The organism is Pseudomonas sp. CG7 (assembly GCF_023701885.1).
In the GTDB taxonomy this organism is placed as follows: domain Bacteria; phylum Pseudomonadota; class Gammaproteobacteria; order Pseudomonadales; family Pseudomonadaceae; genus Aquipseudomonas; species Aquipseudomonas zanjanensis.
Genome location: NZ_JABAEE010000002.1, coordinates 145812 through 163381 on the forward strand (window position 1 = coordinate 145812; position 17570 = coordinate 163381).

General features: G+C 54.6%; 15 protein-coding genes. 9 read left to right on the forward strand and 6 right to left on the reverse strand.

Features of this window, described 5'->3' with window-relative positions; all coding sequences use genetic code 11:
* Window positions 1-12: 12 nt before the first annotated feature.
* Complete coding sequence (locus HGO40_RS01695) at window positions 13-1974, reverse strand: copper resistance system multicopper oxidase (RefSeq protein ID WP_108184655.1); 1962 nt, start codon at window positions 1972-1974, stop codon at window positions 13-15.
* 177 nt (window positions 1975-2151) lie between these two features.
* Window positions 2152-2358: a co-regulatory protein PtrA N-terminal domain-containing protein gene (locus tag HGO40_RS01700; protein ID WP_070411944.1), complete on the reverse strand. Its 207-nt coding sequence runs from the start codon at window positions 2356-2358 to the stop codon at window positions 2152-2154.
* Between the two features lie 381 nt (window positions 2359-2739).
* Between HGO40_RS01700 and flgB the strand changes: the two genes are divergently transcribed.
* Entirely contained in the window at window positions 2740-3153 is a 414-nt protein-coding gene (gene flgB / locus HGO40_RS01705; protein WP_108184654.1) for a flagellar basal body rod protein FlgB, read from the forward strand.
* Window positions 3154-3263: 110 nt separating this feature from the next.
* On the opposite strand, the gene HGO40_RS01710 is transcribed toward flgB, so the two are convergent.
* From HGO40_RS01710 to HGO40_RS01725, 4 genes are all read right to left on the reverse strand, one after another.
* A complete protein-coding gene (locus HGO40_RS01710) occupies window positions 3264-3464 on the reverse strand; it encodes a heavy-metal-associated domain-containing protein (protein ID WP_083293928.1) in 201 nt (66 codons plus the stop codon).
* A gap of 111 nt (window positions 3465-3575) precedes the next feature.
* Window positions 3576-5933: a heavy metal translocating P-type ATPase gene (locus HGO40_RS01715; protein WP_250961612.1), complete on the reverse strand. Its 2358-nt coding sequence runs from the start codon at window positions 5931-5933 to the stop codon at window positions 3576-3578.
* A gap of 179 nt (window positions 5934-6112) precedes the next feature.
* Entirely contained in the window at window positions 6113-6646 is a 534-nt protein-coding gene (locus tag HGO40_RS01720; RefSeq protein WP_019816982.1) for a cupredoxin domain-containing protein, read from the reverse strand.
* A 157-nt stretch (window positions 6647-6803) separates the two neighbouring features.
* Window positions 6804-7157, reverse strand: coding sequence for a co-regulatory protein PtrA N-terminal domain-containing protein (locus tag HGO40_RS01725; RefSeq protein WP_250961613.1), 354 nt, complete (start codon window positions 7155-7157; stop codon window positions 6804-6806).
* A gap of 204 nt (window positions 7158-7361) precedes the next feature.
* Here HGO40_RS01725 and HGO40_RS01730 point away from each other — a divergent pair, with 204 nt between their 5' ends.
* The 8 genes from HGO40_RS01730 to HGO40_RS01765 all read left to right on the forward strand — a co-directional run bounded on the left by HGO40_RS01730 (window position 7362) and on the right by HGO40_RS01765 (window position 17515).
* Window positions 7362-8048 carry a heavy metal response regulator transcription factor gene (locus HGO40_RS01730; protein WP_019816984.1) on the forward strand — a complete coding sequence of 229 codons (687 nt, stop codon included), beginning with the start codon at window positions 7362-7364 and terminating at the stop codon, window positions 8046-8048.
* A complete protein-coding gene (locus tag HGO40_RS01735) occupies window positions 8048-9436 on the forward strand; it encodes a heavy metal sensor histidine kinase (RefSeq protein WP_250961614.1) in 1389 nt (462 codons plus the stop codon). The genes HGO40_RS01730 and HGO40_RS01735 overlap by 1 nt, the downstream gene beginning before the upstream one ends.
* A gap of 360 nt (window positions 9437-9796) precedes the next feature.
* Window positions 9797-10180: a copper homeostasis periplasmic binding protein CopC gene (copC, locus tag HGO40_RS01740; RefSeq protein ID WP_024014909.1), complete on the forward strand. Its 384-nt coding sequence runs from the start codon at window positions 9797-9799 to the stop codon at window positions 10178-10180.
* A gap of 3 nt (window positions 10181-10183) precedes the next feature.
* Window positions 10184-11122, forward strand: a complete 939-nt coding sequence (gene copD / locus HGO40_RS01745) for a copper homeostasis membrane protein CopD (RefSeq protein WP_250961615.1) — start codon at window positions 10184-10186, stop codon at window positions 11120-11122.
* A gap of 73 nt (window positions 11123-11195) precedes the next feature.
* On the forward strand, window positions 11196-11537 hold the full coding sequence (locus HGO40_RS01750; RefSeq protein ID WP_080377434.1) for a hypothetical protein: 342 nt from the start codon (window positions 11196-11198) through the stop codon (window positions 11535-11537).
* Window positions 11538-11637: 100 nt separating this feature from the next.
* Window positions 11638-12894: a TolC family protein gene (locus tag HGO40_RS01755; protein ID WP_250961616.1), complete on the forward strand. Its 1257-nt coding sequence runs from the start codon at window positions 11638-11640 to the stop codon at window positions 12892-12894.
* Window positions 12891-14375 carry an efflux RND transporter periplasmic adaptor subunit gene (locus HGO40_RS01760; RefSeq protein WP_039593196.1) on the forward strand — a complete coding sequence of 495 codons (1485 nt, stop codon included), beginning with the start codon at window positions 12891-12893 and terminating at the stop codon, window positions 14373-14375. The genes HGO40_RS01755 and HGO40_RS01760 overlap by 4 nt, the downstream gene beginning before the upstream one ends.
* Window positions 14372-17515, forward strand: a complete 3144-nt coding sequence (locus HGO40_RS01765; RefSeq protein WP_250961617.1) for an efflux RND transporter permease subunit — start codon at window positions 14372-14374, stop codon at window positions 17513-17515. The genes HGO40_RS01760 and HGO40_RS01765 overlap by 4 nt, the downstream gene beginning before the upstream one ends.
* Window positions 17516-17570: the final 55 nt, after the last annotated feature.

Consider the following 17570-nt stretch of genomic DNA (forward strand, 5'->3'; position numbering starts at 1 on the left):
AGATCGTCTCCTTTACTCATCAACCCGTACTTCACGGAACATGCCCATTTCCATATGGAAAAGCAGGTGACAGTGATAGGCCCAGCGCCCTAAAGCATCGGCGGTGACTCGATAGCTGCGCTTGGTACCTGGTGGCATGTCGATTGTGTGCTTGCGTACCATGAACTTGCCGTTTTCATCTTCAAGGTCGCTCCACATTCCGTGAAGGTGAATGGGGTGCGTCATCATGGTGTCGTTTACCAAGGTGATGCGAAGACGCTCCCCATACTTGAGACGAAGGGGCTCAGCGTCAGAAAATTTGATGCCGTTGAAGGACCAGGAAAACTTTTCCATGTGACCGGTCAGATGCAGCTCAATGGTGCGATTGGGCTCGCGGCCATCAGGGTCCTGGAAAGTGCTTTTCAGGTCTGAATAGGTGAGGACTCGACGACCATTGTTCCGCAAACCGATGCCTGGATCGTTTAGCTTTGGCGTCGGGGTCATGGCTTGCATATCAACCAAGGGGTTGTTGGTTTCGGAGGCTGGGTGAGTCTGCATTTCTCCACCCATACCGCCCATGCCAGCCATCTTGCTGTGGTCCATGCCGGCCATGTTGGACATATCGCCTTTGTCCATGCCCGCCATCTTGCTATGGTCCATGCCAGCCATGTTGGCCATGTCGCCTTTGTCCATACCAGCCATCTTGCTGTGATCCATACCAGCCATGCTAGTCATATCACCGCCGTCCATGCCGGTCATCCCGGTCATGTCACTTTGGTCCATGCCCGCCATCTTGCTGTGATCCATGCCAGCCATGCCGGACATGTCGCCGCTGCCCATACCAGCCATGCTGCCATGGTCCATACCAGCCATACCGCCCATTCCCATGTCATCCATGGACAAAAGAGGCCTAGGGTCGATCGCAGGCACTTGTGCCTTTAATCCTTCGCGAACTGCGAGGGTTCCGCGTGCATACCCGGTTCTGTCCATAGACTGGGCGAAGATGGTGTAAGCCTCTTCACTGGCGGGTTCAACTATCACGTCATACGTTTCAGCTACGGCGATGCGGAATTCGTCGACGCTGACCGGTTTGACGTGTTGGCCATCGGCGGCCACAACGGTCATTTTCAAGCCAGGAATTCGAACGTCGAAATAGCTCATCGCCGAGCCGTTAATAAAACGAAGGCGCAGCTTCTCACCCGGTTTGAAAATACCGGTCCAGTTACCGTTGGGCGCCTGGCCATTCATGAGGTAGGTGTAAGTATCTCCACTGACGTCTGCGAGGTCAGTGGGGTTCATTTTCATTTCTGCCCACATCTTTCGGTCGGCGACGGCAGCAGACCAACCTTGCTTGCTGACGTCGTCGATGAAGTCGCCCACGGTACGTTTGTGGTGGTTGTAGTAGTCCGATTGTTTCTTGAGTTTGGCCATGACGCGACCAGGATCCTCATCGGTCCAATCAGTCAGCATCACCACATAGTCGCGATCGTATTGAAACGGCTCAGGCTCTTTCGAATCGATTACGATTGGCCCGTAAACGCCTGCCTGCTCTTGTAACCCGGAGTGGCTGTGGTACCAGTACGTGCCGTTTTGATGCACGTTGAACTTGTACTCGTACATGCCGTCCGGCGCGATGCCGTGGAAACTCAAACCCGGTACCCCATCCATGTTGGCAGGCAAAATGATGCCGTGCCAGTGAATGGAGGTGTCTTGCTCCAGACGGTTTTTCACGCGCAGAGTGACCGTCTCTCCTTCGCGCCAACGCAGCAAAGGCCCCGGCAACGAGCCATTGATGGTCATGGCTGTGCGCGGCGAGCCAGTGATGTTTACCGGCGTTTCACCAATAAACAGATCAAATTCGTTGCCGGTGAGGACGCTCGGCAGACCTGGACTGGTCACTGCCCATACAGGAGTGCGCCACAGACCAAGGCCGCCAAGGATGCCGCCGGCGGCCAGGCCTTTAACGAATGTCCGTCTAGAGGTTTTGGAATGCATGCCGTTTATTTCCAATCAGTCAAAAGGGAGCCGTTCAAATCAACCCGTGAGTTGGCAAGATGAGCTTCGCTTACCGAAAAAAAGACGAATTTTTCATTGCAAGCGAGCTCAGAAAGTGCCACATCTAAACCACCTTCGTGATTACATTTCTGTCAGCTTGGCCGCGTGCCTGAGCGTTCAGCAGTTTTTATGGTCCATCGCTTTGGCTTTGCTTTCAGCGACAGGCGGTTGAGCGCTCTGCGTTTGAGCTACCTGGTACGATTCCATCGAATTCGTCCTGGCCACTTCCATACGTGCGAAAGTCCGGTCACCACCGCCTTCAGCCATGGCCAGAGTGGAAACAGTCAGCGCTGCGGCGACGAACAAGGTTTTGATGGTGTTCATATGGGCTACCTCAGATGTGTGAAAATATCCCCTCTGAATCACATCATGGATTGGACTCTTTGGGGGTGAGCAAAAGACTCAGTTGGACTATAAGAGACACCCCCTGTCAGGAAGCTTAGGCCAATATTACAGTTGTGTCAGTTTTGGATATTTTTCTTGAAGTACACGCTATTTAATACGTATGGTCTCCATCTTTTCGCATTGCGCGACTTTTATTGAATATAAGATTGAAGTGTAATCATTGCTTTGGGTTCCATTAATTCTCACGGAGGCGATGTTCTAGGTCTCTCCATTAAAATTAATAGGAGACTTGAATGCGCTGCTGCAACAGCTGAGTTCAATGATCAAAGAAGATAGTAATGCCACCGAGGGTGATTAATTGTGAGTATTAATTTTGAGAAAGCATTAGGCTCCGCAGAAAGAGCATTAGTTTATCGTGGCCAAAGAGCTGAGATCTTGAGTAACAATATCGCGAACGCTGACACTCCGAACTTCAAAGCCCAAGACTTGGATTTTTCTACTGTGCTCGCCAGCCAAACCAAAGAACCTGCTACCACTGCGTTTTCTTTGAAAACAACAAACGCAAAGCATTTTCTTAAGAAAGAATCGGCGGTGGCTATATACGGGCGCGACTTGTTTTACAGCACGCCGGCTCAGCCTGCCTTGGACCAAAATACTGTCGATCAGCAGGTCGAGGTCGCCAAATACACAGAAAACGCAATACGTTTCAACGCGGCTTTTACTCGGTTGAATGGAGCATTCAAGGGTTTGCTCAAAGCTCTGCGCGGTGACTAGCAGCGCAGGCGCATGCGAGCCCATTTGGACCGACACAGCAGCTTAAGTACTCCTAGATTCAGAGGTATTCTCCTCCAGACGGCGCTCTACTCAGGAGCAGGAGTCTCCGTTCAATGGCTGATCTTGGAAGGAAAGCCAACCGCCTCCACAGCTTTACGAAGCTGTTCCGCGTTTTCGCTACTTTCAACACTCACCTTACCGGTTGATCGATCGACTGAGACCGTAGAGTTGCCGTCCAGTGCCTGGATCGCTCTTGTGATTTTGCCGACGCAGCTGCCGCAACCAATGCCTGATACATCTAAGACGACCATGTAAATTACCCTCGTGCTGAGCGGTGTCTTTTCCCCGCAGCGACAGCATCGACGTTGACACCATGGCAAGGTCAACGATTATCTGATCAAGGTCGTGAGCGTCATCGACGCTCAGTCAATTCGACTATTCCTCAACCTCAATGCATTGAAAACTACAGATGCAGAACTGACGCTCATGGCTATGGCAGCGATCATTGGCGACAGGAGGTGCCCCGTCAATGGATAGAGCAAACCAGCGGCAAGAGGTATACCCATTGAGTTGTAGAGAAAAGCGAAGCCCAAATTCTGGCGCATGTTTTTAACTGTGGCGACCGAAAGAGCTCGTGCTCGTAAGATCCCCATCAGGTCACCTTTTACCAGCGTGAGTTGCGCGCTATTCATCGCCAGGTCAGTCCCCGTTCCCATGGCTATCCCCACATCTGCTCGCGCTAGGGCCGGAGCATCGTTGATACCGTCACCTGCCATGGCCACTTTTCGCCCGTGTTGCTGTAGGTCTGCCACCAAGCGCTCCTTGTCTTGGGGTTTGACTTCACCGTGAACCTCTTCAATCCCCATCTCCCTGGCGACAGCCCGAGCGGTAGTAAGCCCGTCCCCAGTAGCCATGATGATTTTCACGTTGTGAGCCTTAAGCTTGGTGACGGCCTCTTTTGAGGTTGGCTTGATCGGATCTGATACGGCCAACAAACCTGCCAATGCGCCGTCGACTGCGAGGTAGATAATACTGATGCCGTCAAGTCGCAACACCTCAGCGCGCTCTTGTAGGGAGTTGGTGCTCACGCCTGCGGCTTCCATCAACGCTGAGTTCCCCAGCTGAAGCTTCTTGCCATCGACAACGCCACTGACCCCGATACCCGAATCAGACTCAAAGGATTCCGGCTTGGTGAGCTTGATGTTCACGGCTCGGGCGTGATCGACGATCGCATGTGCTAAAGGATGCTCGCTGCCCTGATCAAGGCTGGCAGCCAGGTGAAGGACGTCGTCGGGATTGAAGGTGGGAGTGGCCTCCACGCTGTGAAACACGGGCCGTCCCTCTGTTAGGGTGCCTGTCTTGTCGACAACCAGCGTGTCGATTCTGCAAAGGCTCTCAATCGCACTGGCATCTCTGAACAAAACACCCATGCTTGCTGCTTTACCTGTCGACACCATGATCGACATAGGCGTAGCAAGTCCCAACGCACAGGGACAAGCGATGATCAGCACGGCGACAGCGTTGATTAGACCAAACACCCAACTGGGCTCAGGGCCGAAAAGCCCCCAACCGATAAATGTCATTATCGCAATCGTGATAACACCCATCACGAAGTAGCCGGCAATCGAGTCGGCCATTCGTTGCATCGGAGCCTTGGAACGCTGAGCTCTCGCGACCATCTGTACGATCTGGGACAGCATGGTTTCGGCACCGACCTTCTGCGCCTCCATTACCAAGCTTCCATGCGTATTCAGCGTGGCGCCGATCAGGCTATCTCCAGCTTTCTTCATTACCGGGACTGGCTCGCCAGTGAGCATCGACTCATCCACCGCACTTTCACCCTCAAGTACTGAACCATCAACTGGCACCTTCTCACCTGGTCTGACCCGTAAGTGGTCTCCCAGGTGCACATGGGTGAGAGGAATGTCTTCCTCATGGCCATCGGCATTGATCCGACGTGCAGTTTTGGGCGAAAGGCCGAGAAGAGACTTAATGGCGGCGGAAGTTTGTGATCGGGCTTTGAGCTCAAGGATCTGGCCAAGCAACGTGAGCGAGATGATGACCGCTGCCGCTTCGAAGTAAACGCCGATACGTCCATCTTGCATGAAATTGGCGGGAAAACTTTGGGGGAAGATTGTTGCTATGACGCTGTACAGATAAGCTGCGGCAGTGCCCAACCCAATCAGAGTCCACATGTTGGGACTGCGATTTTTAACCGAGGCCAGTCCCCTTACAATAAAAGGCCACCCTGCCCATAAGGTCACGGGTGTCGCCAGAGCGAACTCGATCCAGTTTTGAGCTGAACCATGAAGAAGTTGTAACGAGTGACCCGCCATCGCGAGCACGGTTACGACCACGGTTAAGGGCAGCGACCACCAGAAGCGGCGATTGAAATCCCGGAGTTCAGGATTTTCTTCTTCATCAAGTGCCGGCATGACAGGCTCTAGTGCCATGCCACATTTAGGACAGTTACCGGGTCCGGTCTGCCGTATTTCAGGATGCATCGGGCACGTAAATTCAGCGCCCGTTTGTACCGCAGACTCCGGCGTTGTGCTGCCTGACTCGTCGCGCACCACGTGGCCACTGTAGCGCTCAGGGTCCGCTCGAAACTTCTCCTGGCATTTCAGGCTACAGAACCGATACGTCTGTCCCTGGTAAGTCTCAGCAAATTTACTCGACGAAGTGACTGCCATTCCACACACCGGGTCATGTAGATCAGCATCATCCCGGGAAGCAGCATGGGTGTGATTATGGTCGTGATGGCCAGAGGTGGTAGGCATGTCTATTCCCCTTGTAAGGTGCTACTAGAAATGAGCATATTCAGTACAACGATTATTTGCGGCTCCACAGTGGTGCGGTGATGTTTCCGCACGGACCCCGGCTGAGTAAGCGTTGCTATGTTACTTGACTTAGCGTAGCCAACTCTTGCGTCGGGCCGGCAGAAACAGCCGACTCCGGTTTATTTCAGATCAAACTCGCCGACCATTCCCGATTGGTAATGCCCCGGCACGTTGCAGGCAAACTGCAGCCCTGCACTGTCGTTGAAGGTCCAGATCAGCTCTTGGGTTGAGCCAGGCTCAATCAGGACACTGTTAGGGTCGTCATGCTCCATTGCGACCATCTTCATTCCGCCCATGCCGTGGCTCATGCCGCTCATCTTCCCGGTACCGGTAGGGCTTAGTGTTCCGTTCTTGAACATGCTTGCCATTTCTTTCTGGTGTGCTGCATGAGCAGCGGCTTTGCCGATGTTGAACTCATGCAGCAGCGAACCCTCGTTGCGAAGGACAAAGCGGATTGTTTCACCAGGTTTTACGTCAATGCTTTTAGGCTTGAAAAAAATGTCGCCCATCTCGACCTCTACAGTGCGGGTAACGTCAGAGGCCACACCAGGCTGGCCTATGTCGTCTTGTCCATGCCCAGCATTAGCCATAGCCGTAGCAGCGAAAAAAAGGGTCATTGCTGCGATGAACGGAGTAGCGAGCGTAGTTTTCATGGTGACCTCAGGAATACGTGGGAACATTGGCTATGCTAATGATGCTCAGCTGCCGGCTAACTGACTTGGGCATTACTTCTTTGTCAGTTTTCTAAATAGATACGGCGTCCAATTGACGCCGCAACAAGATGCTGACAAGTACTTATCCAGGGGGCGTTTATTGATGGTTTTCTGAAAGCATCAATTTGTGCTCGCGCTGCATCTGGCGCAAAACGTCATCAACGATTTTGTCGTGCTTCTCCATCCAGGCTAGATGCTCTTGGGGTGACATTGAGGCATCTGGGTGAGCGTTGTGGAGCTGGCTCATGATGTCCCCAAGCATCTTCATGTGTTCTGCCATGTGGACGTGACGCTCTCCTTCAGGGGCTTGTTCAGCTTTCATCAACGTGGCTTCGGCCTTGTCGCGCAAACCTTCCATACGCTCAATGACTCGATCTCCGCCGCTTTCAGCCCACACAGAAGCCGAGACCAGTATCGAGCTTACAAAAAACAGCATTTTCAGGCGGTTCATAGGGGTAGCTCCTCATGAGGGAATCCGACTTCCATACGATTCATCGCTCAGAGGTCGGTCGAGCACCAATGAAGTACTCATGTCTGAACCCTAGCCAGCACTCGCTGACATCTACCTGAAGCCAAGATTACTTTTCTGTCAGTTGCTGGTTGGCTGCCAGTTTTCGTTGCAGACTCCGCTTAACCTTTATCTGAGAACGACCTCATGAGACTTCTTGTCGCTGAAGACGAACCAAAAATAGGTATCTATTTGCAGCAAGGGCTCAACGAGGCCGGGTTCAATGTCGACCGTTTCACGAATGGAAAAGAGGCGCTTCAGCACGCTTTGAGCGAAGCCTATGATCTGCTGATTCTCGACGTCATGATGCCGGGTTTGGATGGCTGGGAAGTCCTGCAGAAGGTTCGCGCTTCCGGGAAAGACGTCCCGGTGCTTTTTCTCACCGCCAGAGACCGCGTTGAAGACCGAGTGAAGGGACTTGAACTCGGTGCGGATGACTATCTGATCAAACCCTTCGCGTTTTCTGAATTGCTTGCTCGAGTCAGAACGTTGCTGCGTCGCGGTAGCAGCGCACCTTCGCAAACCTTTATGAAACTGGCTGACCTTGAAGTGGACCTGCTCAAGCGTCGAGCCATCCGAGGAGGCAAACGCATAGACCTTACGGCCAAAGAGTTTGCGTTGCTTGAGCTTCTGCTGCGTCGTCGAGGGGAGGTGCTGCCAAAGTCTCTTATCGCCTCCCAGGTTTGGGATATGAACTTCGACAGCGATACCAACGTTATCGAGGTTGCAGTGAGACGGCTCAGGGCCAAGATAGACGACGATTTTGAGGTCAAGTTGATTCATACCTCAAGGGGAATGGGTTACATGCTCGATGCACCAGATTCGGAGTCGTGATGAACCGGATGTCCCTGACGACTCGTATGAGTCTGATGTTTATGCTCGCGGTAACGGCCGTGCTCACGGTCGCCGGACTCAGTTTCAATAACCTCAGCCGGCATCATTTCAAGATGCTGGATCAGCAGGCATTGTACGAAAAACTCCACTCGACCCAGCGGATCTTGTCCGGGCTGAGCAACATCGATCAATTCAGCGAGGCTAAACCGGAGTTAGAAGCGCTGCTGGGCGCACACCGTGATTTGACTGCGCTTATCATCGATGGCGACGGCAAGGTGCTGTGTGCGGATCCCGGCCCGGTCGACGTTCCGAACGCGTTTCGAACAACCACAAACACAACCGGCTGGGAATGGCGGGAGCAAGAGCAGATGTTCCGTGGTGTGACTGCGCAATCCGTAGTGACGGGACAAGAAAGGCCATTAACTGTCATGTTGATTTTTGACGTTACGCAGCATATGTCCTTTTTCGAGACGCTCGAACGATGGTTTTGGATAGGGTTGGTGATCAGCGCATTGGTCAGTGCTGCACTCGGCTGGATGGTAGCTAGCAGTGGCATGCGGCCTATCCGCCAGGTCACACGGGTTGCTGCCTCCATGTCAGCAAAATCACTCAAGGAGCGTATTCCCCTGGCACCCGTTCCGAAAGAGCTTCAACAGATGGTGTTGTCGTTCAACGCCATGTTATCCAGGCTCGACGATGCATTTGTCCGGTTATCCAACTTTTCGGCAGACATTGCCCACGAACTACGGACCCCCGTGAGCAACTTGATGACCCACACTGAAGTGGTGCTTTCGAGAAAAAGAAACATCGAGGACTACGAAGACAATTTGTACTCCAATCTTGATGACTTGAAGCGCATGAGCCGGATGATTGATGACATGCTTTTTCTGGCGAAATCTGACAATGGTCTAATTACGCACGAGAGCAAGCCAATAGACCTGGTGGCTGTCGTGGAAAAATTGCTTGAGTACTACCGCCTGTTGGCTGATGAACGAGGGATCGAGCTCAAGGTTTCAGGACGGGGGAGCGTGCGAGGTGATGTTCTTATGCTCCACCGAGCGATTTCCAATCTGCTCTCAAATGCGCTGCGCTACACCTATGAAGGGACGTCAATCAGTGTCGATATTCAGCACAAGGATGCGTCGGTAACGGTTGTCGTGGAAAACCATGGTGAGCCCATTGCCCCCGAACACCTTGAAAAGCTGTTTGATCGTTTTTATCGCGTGGACCCAGCGCGGCGAGAAGGAAGTCCAAGCAACGCAGGGCTAGGTCTGTCGATTACCCGATCAATTGTCGAAGCGCACGATGGCAAGATCTGGTGTACGTCAGGCGACGGGAAAACGGCTTTTCATCTTGAGTTTCCGGCCGTCGATTCGACGGTTAGCTGAGCGACAAAACATTTGGGACCAACGGCGTCTTGGCGTTGTGCGTTTAGCTACGCCTCTGCGGATTTTTCAGAGTGATTGAGCTCCCCGGTCCTGCGGTACGCCGTCTCTTTTCAGGCCTTGCTACGCTCAACGATTAGATGCCAAACATCGGATCAAGCTGACTGAAATGTAATCGAACAGTTTGTGATCGTGTGGCATCGTGTTCTCGCACTGTGACGTTAGGGCTAGCGAGTTTCTCCTGTTCAACCTGGCGAAGAGGACGGGGGCTCCGAGTTAATCAACAGTGGTTTTTAAAGAAATTAAAAACTAGTTCCTCCCAAAAAACCTCGAATCAACAGCGCTTGCTGTGAGGAGTCTTGCATGTCATTCCTTAAAACTACGTCCGTGGCCGTTGCAATCACTGCTGGTTTGCTTCTGAGTGCAGTGGCCCAGGCACATCCAAAACTTCTTTCTTCCACTCCGGCAGAAGGCTCGGATGCGGCGGCTCCGTCGAAAATCGAACTGCATTTTTCTGAGAATCTCACCACTCAGTTTTCCGGTGCAAAGCTGATCATGACCGACATGCCTGGCATGCCTAACTCCCCCATGGGTGTAAAGGCCGCTGTCGCTGCTGGTGGTGATCCGAAAACGATGGTGATTACGCCGGCTGCACCGCTGACCACCGGTACCTACAAAGTTGAATGGCGTGCAGTGTCTTCGGACACCCACCCGATCACCGGCAACTTTTCATTCAAAGTGAAATGATCCATGAGCGACTCATTAAATATCGTGGTTCGCTTTGCTCTCTATTTTGACCTGATGTTGTTATTTGGACTGGCCATATTCGGCTTGTACAGTCTCAGGGGAAAGGAAAGGGTATCGGGCACGGTCTTGAACTTTGAGTCGCTTCTTTACGGTACTTCTATTGCAGGTGTAGCTCTGTCCCTTGCTGCGATGTTGTTGCTTGCAAAAGCAATGAGCGGTGTATCGGAGCTTATGGAGCTACATCACCACATTTTTGAAATGGTCATCATGGGCACCGATGTTGGGTTGACCTGGATGGTTCGGATAGCCGCCTTGGTGGGGGCAATTCTGGGCGTCGCGTTGAATAAACGATATCCGACACCCAGCCTCTGGATCGTCACCGCCTGTGGAGCAATCGCGTTGGCCACGCTAGCCTGGACAGGGCATGGTGCCATGGACGAAGGCAGCCGCCGCTACTGGCATTTTCTCTGCGACATTTTCGATTTATTAGCGGCAGGTGGCTGGTTGGGTGCTCTAGCGGCCTTCGCTCTACTGCTGCGGTTGAAATCGCTGAAGGGTGAGGAGGAAGCACGTATTCTTGCCCGCGTGCTGACTGGCTTTGAGTCGGCCGGCGGTGTGATTGTTGCGATCATAAGCGTTACGGGAGTAGTAAATTACCTTTTCATCGTCGGTCCCAACCTTGATGAGGTCATGCTCAGTACCTATGGCCAGTTGCTGTTTTTGAAGATCCTGCTCTTTGCCGGGATGATCGTTTTAGCGACGCTGAACCGCTTTCACTTAAGCCCGCTATTGGAGCGCTCGGTTCGCAATGGTCAATACTCTGTAGCGGTCAATGCCTTGCGCCGCAGCATGAAATTCGAATTCCTGATGGCAATCCTCATCATCTGTCTTGTCGCATGGTTAGGCACGCTAAGTCCTGAAATGGAAATGAGCGCGCAATAGAGGTTTCTGGCAGCTAACCAAGAAGCCTAGAACGTGATTGTTAGCACCATTTCTACTGGCTACACTTCAGCCCATGACACGCTATCTACGGCTTTGCCTGATTTTCCTGATTAGCCTGGCGCTTCCCTTCAGCGGGATGGCGGGTGTTCAGGCGCCGACAGAGCCGTGCCCGATGCAAACCATGGGCATGGCGATGATGGACGGCATGGGCCAAGACTGCTGCCATGACATGAAAAGCCCAACCGAGCACGGTAAACCCTGTAAGCCGGGCCAGGAGTGCAAGACCGGCGGCATGCTGCAAGTCTCCATCATCAAGCCTCCGGTGACCCTGTCGAGCCCCCTCGCAGCGTCCATCTCCATAGATTCCCATCCTGTCCAAACTCCATCAGGGGTATGGCGACCTCCCCGCATTTGATTCCTGTACCACACTGAGCCTCATTCCGCGTCAGGCGGTATGGGATATCTGCGTGCATCTCTCATGAAGCACGCAGTGGATCATCACAGGAATCGTGAACATGAAATCCAAGTGCTATTGCACAGGGCGGCCCCTCGTGGCCATCTTGGCGGCAAGCGTATTGGCCACGCCGAGTTTCGCTGCTGCGTTGACACTCGATGATGCTTTGCAGCTGGCTGAAACCAATGCGCCGTCGCTGACTGCACAAGATGCAAAAATTCGTGCCGCCACTAGTGCAGCCATCCCAGCCGGGGAACTACCCGATCCCAAGTTGCTGGTAGGTATACAGAACTATCCCATTGGGGGGCCGGATCGCTGGAGCATCGATCAGGACTTCATGACCATGCAAATGGTCGGTGTCAGTCAGGAAATGCCGAACAGCGCCAAACGAAAAGCCCGAATCGAGGTTGCTGATGCAGCCATTGACCGCGCTGCCGCTGAGCGTCTGGTCGAACGTCTAAAGGTTCGTCAGGCCACGGCGCTGGCCTGGATCAGCAGCTATTCCGTTGAGCGTAAAGACGCGCTGTTCCAGGACTTCTATAGGGAAAACCGCCTGCTGGCCGATACCGTCCGCGCGCAGATTGCCGGTGGCCGCGCTCAACCTGCTGATGCCGTCACGCCCAAACAGGAGGCGGCACAACTGGAAGAGCAGCAGGACGATCTGATTCGCCAGAGATCGCAAGCCCGAGCAGCTTTGAAGAGCTGGATTGGACCAGCCGCAAACGATAAACCTGTGGGCAGCTTGCCTGAATGGCCTGTAGAAGCCTCTGGGTACTCTCACAACGTTCAACATCACCCAGAATTGGCAGCGTTTGCCCCAATGACCCGCGAAGCGCAGGCCAAGGTGCGCGAGGCCGAAGCGGAAAAGCGGTCTGATTGGAGCTGGGAAGTCGACTATCAGCATCGCGGCCGAGAGTTCGGCGACATGGTCAGCGTGCAGTTTTCATGGGATCTACCACTGTTTCCTGACTCGCGACAAAACCCAAAAATCGCAGCCAAGCATGCGGAACTCAGTCAGCTTGAGGCTGAGCGTGAGGTCCTTTCACGCGAGCACACCCAGCAATTGGAGGATGACTTAGCGGACTATGAGCGCCTGAACCGCGCCGTTCATCGAGCCCAGACCAGCCTGCTCCCTTTGGCTAAGGAAAAGGTCGAGCTCACTATGGCCAGCTATCGCGCCGGCAAAGGCGATCTGAACTCCGTCGTGGCCGCTCGGCGCGAGCTTATCGAAGCCCGTCTCAAGCAGATTGATGTTGAAGAGCAGCGTGCTCTCACCAGCGCTCGCCTGTATTTCGCCTATGGGGAGTCCGCTCAATGATCTCTCGAACATGGAAAGGGGTTTTTGTTGTCAGCATCTCAATTGCTTTGGGAGTCGCCGGTGGTTACTGGTTGGCTCAACCGAGGGTGAGCGCAGTACCGGATGCAGCATCGGAGCCGAAGCCGGAGTCCTCAGTCGATCGCAAGGTTCTGTATTGGTACGACCCCATGTACCCACAACAGAAATTCGATAAGCCGGGTAAGTCGCCCTTCATGGACATGGAGATGGTCCCTCAGTACGCGGATAGCAAGGGGGACAGCGCCACTGTTCGCATTGATCCAAGCCTGACCCAGAATCTTGGTGTGCGACTGGCTACGGTCAATCGAGGTGTGTTTGCTTCGAGTCTGGACGTTGTAGGTGTATTGACCTTCAACGAGCGTGACGTCGCCGTCATCCAGGCCCGTACGGCGGGTTTCGTCGAGCGCGTGTATGCCCATGCTCCTGGCGATGTGATCAAAGCCAACGCCGCCTTGGCGGATATTCTTGTCCCGGAGTGGTCTGCGGCTCAGGAGGAGTTTCTCGCACTTAAGCGTAGCGGCGATGCGGGCTTGCTGGCAGCGGCTCGCCAGCGTTTGCGGCTTACCGGGATGCCGGCGGCATCGATTACTCAAGTAGAGCGCAGTGGCAAAGTCCAACCGAACCTGACCCTCACCAGCCCTATCAGTGGGGTGTTGCAAGAACTCGATGTGCGCGAAGGTATGACAGTGGCTGCCGGCCAAACACTGGCACGCGTGAATGGGTTGAGTAACGTCTGGCTGGCTCTGGCGGTCCCGGAGACTGAATTCGGGTCGATACAGCTGGGACAAGTGGCTGAGGCGCGTTTGCCCGCGTTCCCAGGCGTCGTGCTCAACGGCGTGGTAAGCGCGATTCTTCCAGAAACCAATCCCGATAGTCGCACCCTTCGCGTGCGCGTCGAATTGCCTAACCCGCAAGGCCGTCTCAGGCCGGGTATGACCGCACGCGTGAGCCTTAATCGCGCGACGGAGCAAAGTGTGCTGTGGGTGCCGAGCGAGGCGGTCATTCGCACCGGTCTACGTGCCCTGGTGATGCTCGCTGAAGACGCCGGTCGCTATCGTCCCGTGGAGGTGCAACTTGGGCAGGAAAGCGATGGCAAGACGGCGATATTGAAAGGGTTGGAAGAGGGCCAAAAAGTGGTTAGCTCTGGCCAGTTCCTGCTCGACTCAGAGGCCAGTCTTAAAGGCATCGTTGCCAAATCAGAGGAACCTTCACCCACCAGTGCAGCCGCCGCCGGTTTGCATGAAGCGGATGGGCAAATCGTTGAGATCAACGATAAAGAAGTCACTCTCGCTCACGGCCCTTTTAAGACGCTGGGCATGCCTGGCATGACGATGACGTTCCCGCTCGCCAATCCCGCTCTGATGCAGGGTCTTAAAACGGGCGACAAGGTCCGGATAGGTGTGAATCAGACCGACGACGGCTTGCGTGTTGAGCGTCTGGACAAATCAGGGGGCCAGCCATGATTGCAGCCCTGATTCGTTGGTCCGTAACCAACCGATTCCTGGTGCTACTGGCGACGCTGTTTATCACGGCGTGGGGCATTTGGTCGGTGCAGAGCACGCCCATTGATGCGCTACCAGACTTGTCCGATGTGCAGGTGATCATCCGCACCCCGTATCCTGGACAAGCACCCCAGATTGTCGAGAACCAGGTCACCTATCCGTTGGCCACCACCATGCTCTCAGTACCAGGTGCCAAGACGGTGCGTGGTTATTCCTTTTTCGGTGACAGCTTTGTCTATGTGCTGTTCGAAGACGGCACTGACTTGTACTGGGCTCGCTCGCGGGTGTTGGAGTACTTGAGCCAAGTACAAAGCCGCTTGCCGGCCAGCGCCAAGCCAGCGTTGGGGCCAGATGCGACAGGCGTAGGATGGATCTTCCAGTACGCGCTGGTGGATCGCACTGGCGGGCATGATCTGGCGCAGCTACGCGCACTTCAGGACTGGTTCCTCAAGTTTGAACTCAAGACCCTGCCCAATGTGGCGGAAGTGGCCACTGTGGGCGGCATGGTCAAGCAGTACCAAGTGCAGCTTGATCCGCTCAAACTGGCCAGTCTTGGTATTACGCAGGCCGAGGTGACCGAAGCGATCGGCAAGGCCAATCAGGAAACGGGTGGCGCGGTGCTGGAGATGGCAGAGACCGAGTTCATCGTGCGTGCATCCGGCTACCTGAAGACGCTCAATGATTTTCGGGCGATCCCCCTCAAGCTGGGATCGGGCGGTGTGCCGGTGAACTTGGGCGATGTCGCCACGATCCAGTTGGGGCCGGAGATGCGCCGTGGCATCACCGAACTCGACGGCGAAGGCGAGACGGTTGGCGGCGTGGTGATTTTGCGCAGCGGTAAGAATGCTCGCGAGACCATTGCGGCGGTCAAGACCAAACTCGACGAGTTGAAAAGCAGCCTTCCGGCCGGAGTGGAAATTGTCACCACCTACGACCGTGGGAAACTGATTGACCGCGCTGTTGAAAACCTCAGCCCCAAGCTCATCGAAGAGTTCATCGTTGTCGCATTGGTTTGCGGGATCTTTCTTTGGCACCTGCGCTCCTCTCTGGTGGCTAGTATTTCCCAGCCGGTCGGTGTACTGATGGCCTTTATTGTCATGCGCTACCAAGGGCTCAACGCCAACATCATGTCCCTGGGTGGGATAGCCATCGCCATCGGCGCCATGGTCGATGCTGCTGTGGTGATGATCGAAAACGCACACAAGAAAGTTGAGGCATGGCACGTGGCCAATCCAGGTGAGGAACTGAATGGTGAACGTCATTGGCAGGTAATGACCGAAGCGGCGACTGAAGTTGGACCAGCCCTATTCTTCTGTTTGTTGATCATCACTCTTTCGTTCATTCCGGTGTTCACCCTGCAAGCGCAAGAGGGTCGGCTGTTCGGCCCGCTGGCTTTCACCAAGACCTACGCCATGGCTGCAGCAGCGGGATTGTCAGTGACCTTGGTGCCGGTTTTGATGGGCTACTGGATTCGGGGACGGATTCCTAATGAAAAAAACAACCCGCTGAGCCGCTGGCTCATCCGGATCTACCAGCCGGCTCTGGATGCAGTGCTGCGGCGACCGAGGATCACGCTGCTTGTGGCGGCGTTGGTGTTTTTTAGTGCGCTATGGCCAATGTCGCGCTTGGGGGGCGAGTTTCTTCCGCCTTTGAATGAGGGCGACCTGCTCTATATGCCTTCGGCGCTGCCCGGATTGTCCGCACAGAAAGCGGCGCAACTGCTGCAACAGACCGACCGCCTGATCAAGACCGTGCCAGAGGTCGAACATGTCTTCTGTAAAGCGGGACGTGCCGAAACTGCCACCGACCCGGCGCCGCTGGAGATGTTCGAAACCACCATCCAGTTCAAGCCACAGCAGCAATGGCGACCAGGCAGGACTCCGGAAAAACTGGTGGAGGAGCTGGACCGAGTGGTGCGAGTTCCTGGGCTGACGAATATCTGGATACCACCGATTCGCAACCGAATAGACATGCTGGCTACGGGGATCAAAAGTCCTATTGGTGTAAAGATTGCCGGCACCAACCTGACGGAAATCGATTCGGCGACTCAGGCGGTCGAGCGAGTGGCCAAGGGCGTAGCCGGTGTCAGTTCGGCTCTGGCCGAGCGATTAACCGGTGGACGTTACATCGACGTGGATATCGACCGACAAGCCGCCGCCCGATACGGACTGAATATCGCCGATGTGCAGTCGATCGTGGCCGGCGCTATCGGCGGGGAAAATGTCGGTGAAACCATTGAAGGGCTTGCACGCTTCCCAATCAACGTCCGTTACCCTCGGGAGTGGCGGGATTCGCTTAGCGCTTTGGAGCAGTTGCCAATCTACACCCCGCTAGGCAGCCAGATCACCCTTGGCACAGTGGCGAAGATCAAGGTCAACGACGGGCCGCCGATGCTCAAAAGTGATAACGCACGGCCTTCAGGCTGGGTGTACATCGACGTGCGTGGCCGGGACATTGCATCGGTAGTCGCCGATCTACGTCGGCTCGTCAGCGAGCAGGTCAAGTTGCAGCCCGGCATGAGCCTGAGCTACTCAGGTCAGTTCGAGTTTCTTGAGAGGGCAAATGCACGACTAAATCTGGTGGTCCCCGCCACGCTGCTGATCATCTTCGTCCTGCTTTACCTGACATTTGCACGCTTTGATGAGGCTTTGCTGATTATGGCCACGCTGCCATTCGCTCTCACGGGCGGAGCATGGTTTCTCTATCTGTTGGGATTCAAGCTGTCGGTTGCCACCGGGGTCGGCTTTATCGCCCTGGCTGGAGTTTCTGCCGAATTTGGCGTGATCATGCTGCTCTACCTGAAAAATGCCTGGGCCGAGCGTCAAGAGCTCGGTGACAACACAGAACGCGGGTTGATGGCCGCGATTCGTGAAGGCGCTGTGCAGCGCGTTCGCCCCAAGGCCATGACCGTTGCGGTGGTTATCGCTGGTTTGTTACCAATACTTTTAGGAGGTGGTGCCGGCAGCGAGGTGATGAGCCGCATTGCCGCCCCGATGATTGGCGGTATGGTCACGGCGCCGTTGCTGTCGCTGTTCGTCATTCCGGCGGCCTATCACCTCATGCGCCGTCGACGCCTATCCGCTGAGCCTGGCAGGCACTAACGCGGAAAAAATGTGCAAAAGGGGCTGCGCTTGCAGCCTCGTTTGAGTTGCACAT

Excerpts from the sequence above, each read along its gene's own strand:
- HGO40_RS01750 (WP_080377434.1), top strand. The coding sequence starts at position 11,196 with ATGACACGCTATCTACGGCTTTGCCTGATTTTCCTGATTAGCCTGGCG.
- HGO40_RS01760 (WP_039593196.1), top strand. The coding sequence starts at position 12,891 with ATGATCTCTCGAACATGGAAAGGGGTTTTTGTTGTCAGCATCTCAATT.
- HGO40_RS01715 (WP_250961612.1), bottom strand. The coding sequence starts at position 5,933 with ATGCCTACCACCTCTGGCCATCACGACCATAATCACACCCATGCTGCT.
- HGO40_RS01765 (WP_250961617.1), top strand. The coding sequence starts at position 14,372 with ATGATTGCAGCCCTGATTCGTTGGTCCGTAACCAACCGATTCCTGGTG.
- HGO40_RS01735 (WP_250961614.1), top strand. The coding sequence starts at position 8,048 with ATGAACCGGATGTCCCTGACGACTCGTATGAGTCTGATGTTTATGCTC.
- HGO40_RS01695 (WP_108184655.1), bottom strand. The coding sequence starts at position 1,974 with ATGCATTCCAAAACCTCTAGACGGACATTCGTTAAAGGCCTGGCCGCC.
- HGO40_RS01720 (WP_019816982.1), bottom strand. The coding sequence starts at position 6,646 with ATGAAAACTACGCTCGCTACTCCGTTCATCGCAGCAATGACCCTTTTT.
- HGO40_RS01710 (WP_083293928.1), bottom strand. The coding sequence starts at position 3,464 with ATGGTCGTCTTAGATGTATCAGGCATTGGTTGCGGCAGCTGCGTCGGC.
- copD (WP_250961615.1), top strand. The coding sequence starts at position 10,184 with ATGAGCGACTCATTAAATATCGTGGTTCGCTTTGCTCTCTATTTTGAC.
- HGO40_RS01725 (WP_250961613.1), bottom strand. The coding sequence starts at position 7,157 with ATGAACCGCCTGAAAATGCTGTTTTTTGTAAGCTCGATACTGGTCTCG.
- HGO40_RS01730 (WP_019816984.1), top strand. The coding sequence starts at position 7,362 with ATGAGACTTCTTGTCGCTGAAGACGAACCAAAAATAGGTATCTATTTG.
- HGO40_RS01700 (WP_070411944.1), bottom strand. The coding sequence starts at position 2,358 with ATGAACACCATCAAAACCTTGTTCGTCGCCGCAGCGCTGACTGTTTCC.
- copC (WP_024014909.1), top strand. The coding sequence starts at position 9,797 with ATGTCATTCCTTAAAACTACGTCCGTGGCCGTTGCAATCACTGCTGGT.
- HGO40_RS01755 (WP_250961616.1), top strand. The coding sequence starts at position 11,638 with ATGAAATCCAAGTGCTATTGCACAGGGCGGCCCCTCGTGGCCATCTTG.